Source organism: Arthrobacter sp. Hiyo1, assembly GCF_001263615.2.
GTDB lineage: Bacteria > Actinomycetota > Actinomycetes > Actinomycetales > Micrococcaceae > Arthrobacter.
On record NZ_DF952468.1, the window covers coordinates 725,196 to 732,161 of the forward strand.

Annotated in this window: 5 protein-coding genes and 1 pseudogene; 4 read left to right on the forward strand and 2 right to left on the reverse strand. The window is 64.6% G+C overall.

Going from position 1 to position 6,966, the window contains the following annotated elements; translation table 11 throughout:
* Nucleotides 1-491: MBL fold metallo-hydrolase (locus tag AHiyo1_RS03195; protein ID WP_059387601.1), on the forward strand; the 491-nt coding region annotated here is incomplete at its 5' end.
* Between the two features lie 15 nt (nucleotides 492-506).
* Here AHiyo1_RS03195 and AHiyo1_RS03200 read toward each other — a convergent pair.
* The gene (locus AHiyo1_RS03200; protein WP_059387602.1) at nucleotides 507-1,595 is read right to left on the reverse strand and encodes a PLP-dependent cysteine synthase family protein; all 1,089 of its coding nucleotides are present in this window, start codon (nucleotides 1,593-1,595) and stop codon (nucleotides 507-509) included.
* A 115-nt stretch (nucleotides 1,596-1,710) separates the two neighbouring features.
* Between AHiyo1_RS03200 and AHiyo1_RS03205 the strand changes: the two genes are divergently transcribed.
* The 3 genes and pseudogenes from AHiyo1_RS03205 (at nucleotide 1,711) to AHiyo1_RS03215 (ending at nucleotide 4,246) form a co-directional block, all read left to right on the forward strand.
* The gene (locus tag AHiyo1_RS03205; RefSeq protein ID WP_059387603.1) at nucleotides 1,711-2,562 is read left to right on the forward strand and encodes a sulfurtransferase; all 852 of its coding nucleotides are present in this window, start codon (nucleotides 1,711-1,713) and stop codon (nucleotides 2,560-2,562) included.
* A 78-nt stretch (nucleotides 2,563-2,640) separates the two neighbouring features.
* Nucleotides 2,641-3,821 (forward strand): annotated as a pseudogene (locus tag AHiyo1_RS03210) (NAD(P)-dependent alcohol dehydrogenase).
* Nucleotides 3,818-4,246: an HIT family protein gene (locus AHiyo1_RS03215; protein WP_059387604.1), complete on the forward strand. Its 429-nt coding sequence runs from the start codon at nucleotides 3,818-3,820 to the stop codon at nucleotides 4,244-4,246. Before AHiyo1_RS03210 ends, AHiyo1_RS03215 begins: the two are co-directional and overlap by 4 nt.
* Before the next feature lie 140 nt (nucleotides 4,247-4,386).
* Here AHiyo1_RS03215 and AHiyo1_RS03220 read toward each other — a convergent pair.
* The coding region (locus AHiyo1_RS03220; RefSeq protein WP_059387605.1) for a DUF3418 domain-containing protein at nucleotides 4,387-6,966 on the reverse strand (2,580 nt) is incomplete at its 5' end.

Genomic DNA, 6,966 nt, shown 5'->3' on the forward strand with positions numbered 1-6,966 from the left:
GTCGGAGCCTCAAGCGAAACCCAGGGCTGCAGGTGCACGCACCCTCCGGTGTCGCGTCCCGACTTGCCGAGAAGGCGGGCGACGACGGCGAGCGTGTACACGCCGTCGAACCCGGCACCTCTTTTGAAACCGGGGGCTTCGCGATCCGTTCCTTCGGAGGGCAGCATGCCCTCATCCACCCGCAGATTCCGGTGGTGGCCAACATCGGCTACCTCGTGGACGAAAATGTCTTCCACCCCGGGGACTCATTCGTCGTCCCCGATGGCATCGACGTGCAAACCCTGCTGGTGCCCATCCACGCGCCGTGGTCAAAGGTGGGCGAAGTGGTTGACTTCGTGATCGCGGTCCGCGCACCCCAGGCCTACCCGGTCCACGATGGCCTGCTTAATGAACTCGGACGCGGTTTGGTGGAAGGCCACGTAACCCGGATCGGCGCGAAGTACGGTACCCGCTATGCGAGGTTGTCGCCGCTCGAGTCCGTGGAGGTCTAGCTCAGTCTGCGCCGCCTACATGCTGCCCGGCCACGTACTTGTCTCGAAGAAGTCGGCCAGTACGGCCTCGTATGGGGCGGGATCCAGGCCGCGCTCAGCGAGCCAGTCCGGGTTGTAGTAGCTGCCCGCGTAGCGATCACCGGCGTCGCACATGAGTGACACGATGCTGCCGCGCTTTCCCTGGGCCACCATCTCGGCAATCAGTTGGCAAACACCCCACAGGTTGGTTCCCGTGGAGGGCCCGGCGTGCAGCCCGGCCAGCCTGCGCAGGTGCCGCATGGCGGCCACAGAAGCGGCATCGGGGACCTGGATCATGGTGTCGATGACGGCCGGGACGAAGCTGGGTTCCATGCGCGGCCGTCCGATGCCTTCGATCCAGGATGGCATTCCCGTCGAGTAGTCCGAGACGCCGTCGCGCCAGCCGGGGTAGAACGCGGAATTTTCAGGATCGACCACGGCCAGCCGCGTTGAGTGGCAGTGGTACCGCAGGTACCGGCCGATCGTGGCGCTGGTGCCGCCGGTGCCGGCGCCCACCACGATCCACTCGGGCACCGGATGTTCTTCGAGGGCGAGTTGCTCGAAAATCGATTCCGCAATGTTGTTGTTGCCGCGCCAGTCGGTGGCGCGCTCAGCAAAGGTGAATTGGTCCATGTAGTAACCGCCGGACGTCCGGGCAACCTCCTCGGCCATTGCGTAGACCTCAGAGGCGTGATCCACAAGGAGGCAGGCGCCACCGAACTCTTCGATGAGGGCGATCTTTTCCGGGCTGGTGGTCCGGGTCATCACGGCGATGAACGGAAGTCCGATCAGCCTGGCGAAGTACGCCTCGGACACGGCGGTACTCCCGCTGGAAGCCTCCACGATGGTGGTCCCTTCCGTGATCCATCCATTGACCAGGCCGTAGAGGAAAAGCGAGCGGGCCAAGCGATGCTTGAGGCTGCCCGAACGGTGCGTGGACTCGTCCTTGAGGTAGAGCTGGACACCCCAGTGTTCGGGGAGCGGCACTGCGTAGAGGTGCGTATCCGCCGAGCGGTTGTTCTCGGCTTCGATTCGTCGGATTGCCTCGCTGGCCCATGCCCGGTCCTGGTTGCGTAGAGTGCTCACCGATCCAGCCTACCGGCGGAGGCTGCCGCCCAAGGATAGGCTGGTAGCCGGTTGGCAGCTGCACGGCGGCAGCGTCGCAATCGTTTGGTAGACACAGCAAAACAAAGGAGATTTGATGGCCACGATCATTGACGCAGCCGCACTCAAGGACCGCATGGATGCGGGCAAGCGGACTGTGTTGCTCGACGTCCGGTGGGTGTTGGGCGATCCGCACGGCCATTCGCACTTCCGCCAAGCCCACATTCCTGGCGCGGTCTATGTGGACCTCCATCACGAACTCGCCGATCCCACGGCCGAGGGCCAGGGGAGGCATCCGTTGCCGTCCACCGCTGCTTTGCAGCGGAGCGCCCGTGCCTGGGGAATCAACGACGGCGATACCGTGGTTGCCTACGACGACAGCGGCAGCACTGCCGCGGCACGGTTGTGGTGGCTGCTGCGGGACGCCGGTTTCCATTCCGTCTTCCTGCTCGACGGTGGACTGGGTGCCTGGCGCGCCGCAGGCCACCCGCTGGCGCAGGACGAGCAACCGCCGGTTCCGGGCGACGTCGTGCTTGGACACGGCCACATGGATGCCATCAGCATGGAGGACGCGGCTGACTGGCACAGCCGTGGAATCCTTCTCGATGCCCGGGCGGGGGAGCGCTACCGGGGCGAAATCGAACCCATTGATCCCCGCGCGGGACACATTCCCGGCGCGCTGAGCGCCCCCACCAGCGGAAACCTCGGACCGGACGGCACGTTCCTCCGCGCAGCGCAGCTCCGCAATAGATTTGCTGCCCTGGGCATCGACGAAGGCAGCAAGGTAGCGGTTTACTGCGGCTCCGGGGTGACGGCAGCCCACGAAATCGCCGCCCTCGAAATCGCCGGATTCAGGGCAGCCCTCTTCCCGGGCTCCTTTTCGCAATGGTCCTCGCTCGACGCCAACCCGGTTGTCACCGGTGCAGCGCCGCTAGCACTCCGCCCATGAGTCATGGGTCCGGTGACGCCGGAGGGGTATGGCAGCGCGGAGTGGCAAAAAATCCGCCCGCAGGGGTAGCGTCGAGGCATGACTCCCGGACGCCCCGTTCCTCCGCCCCTTGGCAAGCCGCTCGTCGTGAGTGACGAGACCGCGGAGGCCAGCCCCGCTGCACCCGTGGCCGCGAAAGGCATGCCGACCCTGGCTGCCGCATACGGCGCCACTTCCGCGGAAAGCGGTCTTGTCCCGCTGACAGTGGCCCGCCGCGTTCCCAAGGAAGACGACGTCGAGATCGAGATCGACTTCTGCGGTCTTTGCCACTCCGATGTCCACGCGACGCGGGGCGAATGGGGTGCCCAGAGCTATCCGCTCGTCCCAGGCCACGAAATCGTGGGCCGGGTCCGTCGGGTGGGCTCCGCCGTCGACGACTTCGTGCCCGGAGACCTGGTGGGCGTCGGTTGCTTGGTGGACTCCTGCCGCGAGTGCGATAGCTGCCTCGAAGGCTTGGAGCAGTATTGCGAACGCGGAAACGTCGGCACCTATGGGGTGAAGGATTCCTGGAACGGCGGCGCCATCACCCAAGGCGGTTACTCCACTTCCGTGGTGGTTGACCGCCGCTTCGTGTTGCGCGTTCCCGAGGGCCTTGACCCGGCCGCGGCGGCGCCCTTGCTGTGCGCGGGCATCACCACCTACTCGCCGCTTCGCTACTTCGACGTCGAGGAGGGGACGTGGTGGGCGTCGTCGGACTTGGCGGACTCGGCCACATGGCGGTCAAGATCGCGAAGGCCATGGGGGCGCAGGTGGTGGTCTTCACCACCTCGGATGCCAAGGTCGAGGCGGCAATAGAGCTCGGTGCGGACGACGTGATCCTCTCGAAGGACCCCGAAGCCATGGAAGGCGCCGACCGCACTATCGACGTCATTATCGACACCGTCGCGGCGCCCCATGACCTGAACCCGTACTTCCGGACCTTGCGGCTGAACGGCGCCCTCTTCCAGTTGGGGCTGCCTCCCACCGACATGCCTCCGGTCAGTCCTGGCGCGCTGATCCGGCGGCGGCTCTCCTATGCAGGCTCGTTGATCGGCGGCATTGCCGAGACCCAGGAAATGCTGGATTTCTGCGCTGAGCACGGCGTCGTCAGCGAAGTCGAAGTGGTCACCGCCCGGCAACTCAATGAAGCCTACGACCGCATGGTTGCCGGCGACGTCAAATACCGTTTCGTCCTCGATACCAAGACCCTTCAGCCCCCTTCGGAAAAGGCAGACGTATGAGCACCCTCTTCACCAAGATCATCAACGGCGAGATTCCCGGACGTTTTGTCTGGAAGGACGACGATGTGGTGGCTTTCCTGACCATCGCCCCGCTGACCGATGGCCACACCCTCGTGGTGCCGCGCGAAGAGGTGGACCGCTGGACCGACGTCCCTCCCGAGCTCCTCAACAAAGTCATGTCGGTCGCGCAGATAATCGGCAAGGCACAAGTGGAGGCGTTTGGCGCACCACGGGCGGGGCTGTCCGTGGTGGGCTTCGAAGTGGAGCACTTCCACGTGCACGTCTTCCCGGCAACGTCCCTGGCCGATTTCGATTTCGGAACCGTGGAGCACAACCCGGACCCTGCCCGGCTCGACGCGAATGCGGCAAAACTCCGCGCCGGGCTCGTCGCCGCCGGACACGGCGAGTACGTTCCCGCAGATTGAGGCTGGCACCCAGCTACGCTCGCTCACCTTTGGTGGTGTTTTCCCAAACGCTCGCTCACCTTTGGCAGGAATGGCCGTATAGGTGAGCGGGCGTCCTGGGATTTGGCCATATAGGTGAGCGGGCGTTGGTACCGCCCCGGCTACGCGGGGGCCAGCGCCTGGTTGAGAACCGCCCGGATGCGCTTTTCCGAGACCGAGTAGGCCGTGCCGAGTTCGACGGCGAAGAGGCTCACGCGCAGCTCCTCGATCATCCAGCGCACCCGTGTTAATTCAGCTCCTGCCCGTCGGCCCGGCAGCAGCGCGGAGACAGCGTCGTCGTAGTCGTCCTCCAACGCCTGAACAACGGACATGTTCAGCCCGTCACGCTGGACATTGTTCGGGAGCTTTTCGAGGCGCTTCTCGATTGCGGCCAAATACCGCGGCAGCTGGCTCAGTTGGGCGTAGCCCGTCCGTGCCACAAAACCGGGGAACACGAGTTGCTCCAGTTGGCTCTTCATGTCGTTGAGCGCGCTGATCAAGGCGAGGCTCGTGCTGCCCTTGAGTTGCTTCTCGATCCGCCGTGTGCTGCCCAAGATGCGTTCGACGACGGCGGTCACCGTGAAGACGGTGTCGATCAGTTCCGCACGGACCAGCTCGTACAGGGCGTCGAATGCCTCCTTGTCCCACGGAAGTTCGGCCGGAGTCAGCTTGTCGATGGCCGCGAGGACGCAGTCGGCAATCAAGGCACTTACCGAACCATGGGGATTCTGGCTGAACGTCAACTTCTCCGTGTTGTTCAAGTGTTCCAGGACGTAGCGGTCCGGGGCGGGAACCCGCAGCGCGAGCAGCCGGATAACGCCGCCGCGCATTGCCGGCTCCTGCTCCGCCCGGGTCTGGAACACCCGCAACGCAACGGATGTGCCCTCATCCACGAGAGCGGGAAAACCCGTGACATCGTGCCCCTTCACTGTGCGCGTCACCTGGCGTTCGATAGCTCCGAAAGTCCACGCGGTGAGCCCGGTTTGCTCTGAGAGGAAACCGGCGGCCTGCGGGGTCGAGCCGCCGCTGCCGTTTCCACTGGGGGATCCGGCACCGCCGGCATGTGCAGCGCCCTTCGGACCTTTGGTGCGCGCCGTCGTCGCGGGTGTTGCGCCGAGGGATTCGGCGATGGCACGGCGGGTAGCCGGAGCCAGCTGCTCCTGGAGAGCGGCCAGGTCCTTGCCTTCGTCGAGCACCTTGCCGCGGCTGTCCACTACCTTGAAGCTGACGCGCAGGTGCGCCGGAACGGCGTCCCAATTCCACGATCCCGGAGGAACGATGTGTCCCCGGATACGGCGCAGCACCAGCTCAAGTGAGGCCTCAAGATCGTCCGAGGCGGGAGCGAAGTCGGTTTCCAAAGCAGCAGCCGCTTGCCGGGCAACATCCGGGGCAGGCACGAAGTTCTTGCGGATGTGTTTGGGCAGCGACTTGATCAAGGCGGTGACGAGCTCCACCCGCTGGCCCGGTATCTGCCAGCGGAAAGGGGCGTCGTCGAGCTGATTAAGGAACAGCACGGGGACCTCGGCTGTGACACCATCCGACGGATTGGGCGGCGAGCCGGGAGCCACTGGATGGAACTCGTAGCTCAGGGGCAGCTCAAAGCCCTTATGCAGCCAGGTTTTCGGGTAGGCGGAATCATCCAGGGCTTCCGCGTCCTCGCTGATGAGCAGCGATTGGTCGAAGTCCAGCAACGTGGGGTCCTGCTGGCGGGCTTCCTTCCACCATTTGTCGAAGTGGCGTTCAGAGACCACGTCCTTGCCGATTCTGGCGTCGTAGAACTCGAAGAGCGTGTGGTCGTCCACGAGGATGTCCCGGCGGCGCATCCGCGTCTCGAGCTCCTCGATTTCGTGGAGCAAGGCGCGGTTGCGGTGGAAGAACTTGTGGTGGGTTTTCCAGTCGCCTTCGACGAGGGCATGCCGGATGAAGAGTTCGCGGCAGAGCTCGGGGTCGATCCTGCCGTAGTTGATGCGGCGGTTCGGGATGATGGGAACTCCGTAGAGCATCACCTTCTCGTGGGCCATAACCGAGCCCGTCCGGGTGGACCAGTGGGGTTCGCTGTAGGAGCGCTTTACGAGATCCGGTGCAACCTGCTCCGCCCACAAGGGATCGAACTTCGCCGCGACCCGGGCCCAGAGCCGGCTTGTTTCAACCAATTCCGCGGCCATAACGAAGGCGGGCGACTTCTTGAACAACGCCGAGCCCGGGAAGATGGCGAAACGGCTGCCGCGTGCTCCGGCGTATTCGCGCTTGCGTTCATCCAGCATGCCGATGTGGCTCAGCAGTCCGGAGAGCAAGCTGATGTGGATTCCCTCGTTGTTGCCTACGGGGTCGGCCTCGCGCTTGTTGTCGATGGTGATGCCCAGCGGCTTGGCGAGCTGGCGCAATTGCTGGAAGAGGTCCTGCCATTCGCGGACGCGCAGGTAGTTGATGAACTCGTTCCTGCACAGCCGGCGGAACTGCGTGGAGGAGAGCTCCTGCTGCTTTTCCTGGATGTAGTTCCACAGGTTCAGGAATCCGGTGAAGTCCGAGTTCTCATCCCTGAAGCGTGCGTGCTTCTCGGCGGCAAGCTGCTGCTTGTCCGTCGGACGCTCGCGCGGATCCTGGATCGTCAAGGCCGCCGCCAGGATCATGACTTCCTTGACGCAGCCGCGCTTTCCGGCCTCGACAATCATCCTGCCGAGCCGGGGGTCCACCGGGAGCTG

Bases quoted from the DNA above. Each gene is read 5' to 3' on its own strand.
- AHiyo1_RS03205 (WP_059387603.1), top strand. From the start codon at position 1,711: ATGGCCACGATCATTGACGCAGCCGCACTCAAGGACCGCATGGATGCG.
- AHiyo1_RS03215 (WP_059387604.1), top strand. From the start codon at position 3,818: ATGAGCACCCTCTTCACCAAGATCATCAACGGCGAGATTCCCGGACGT.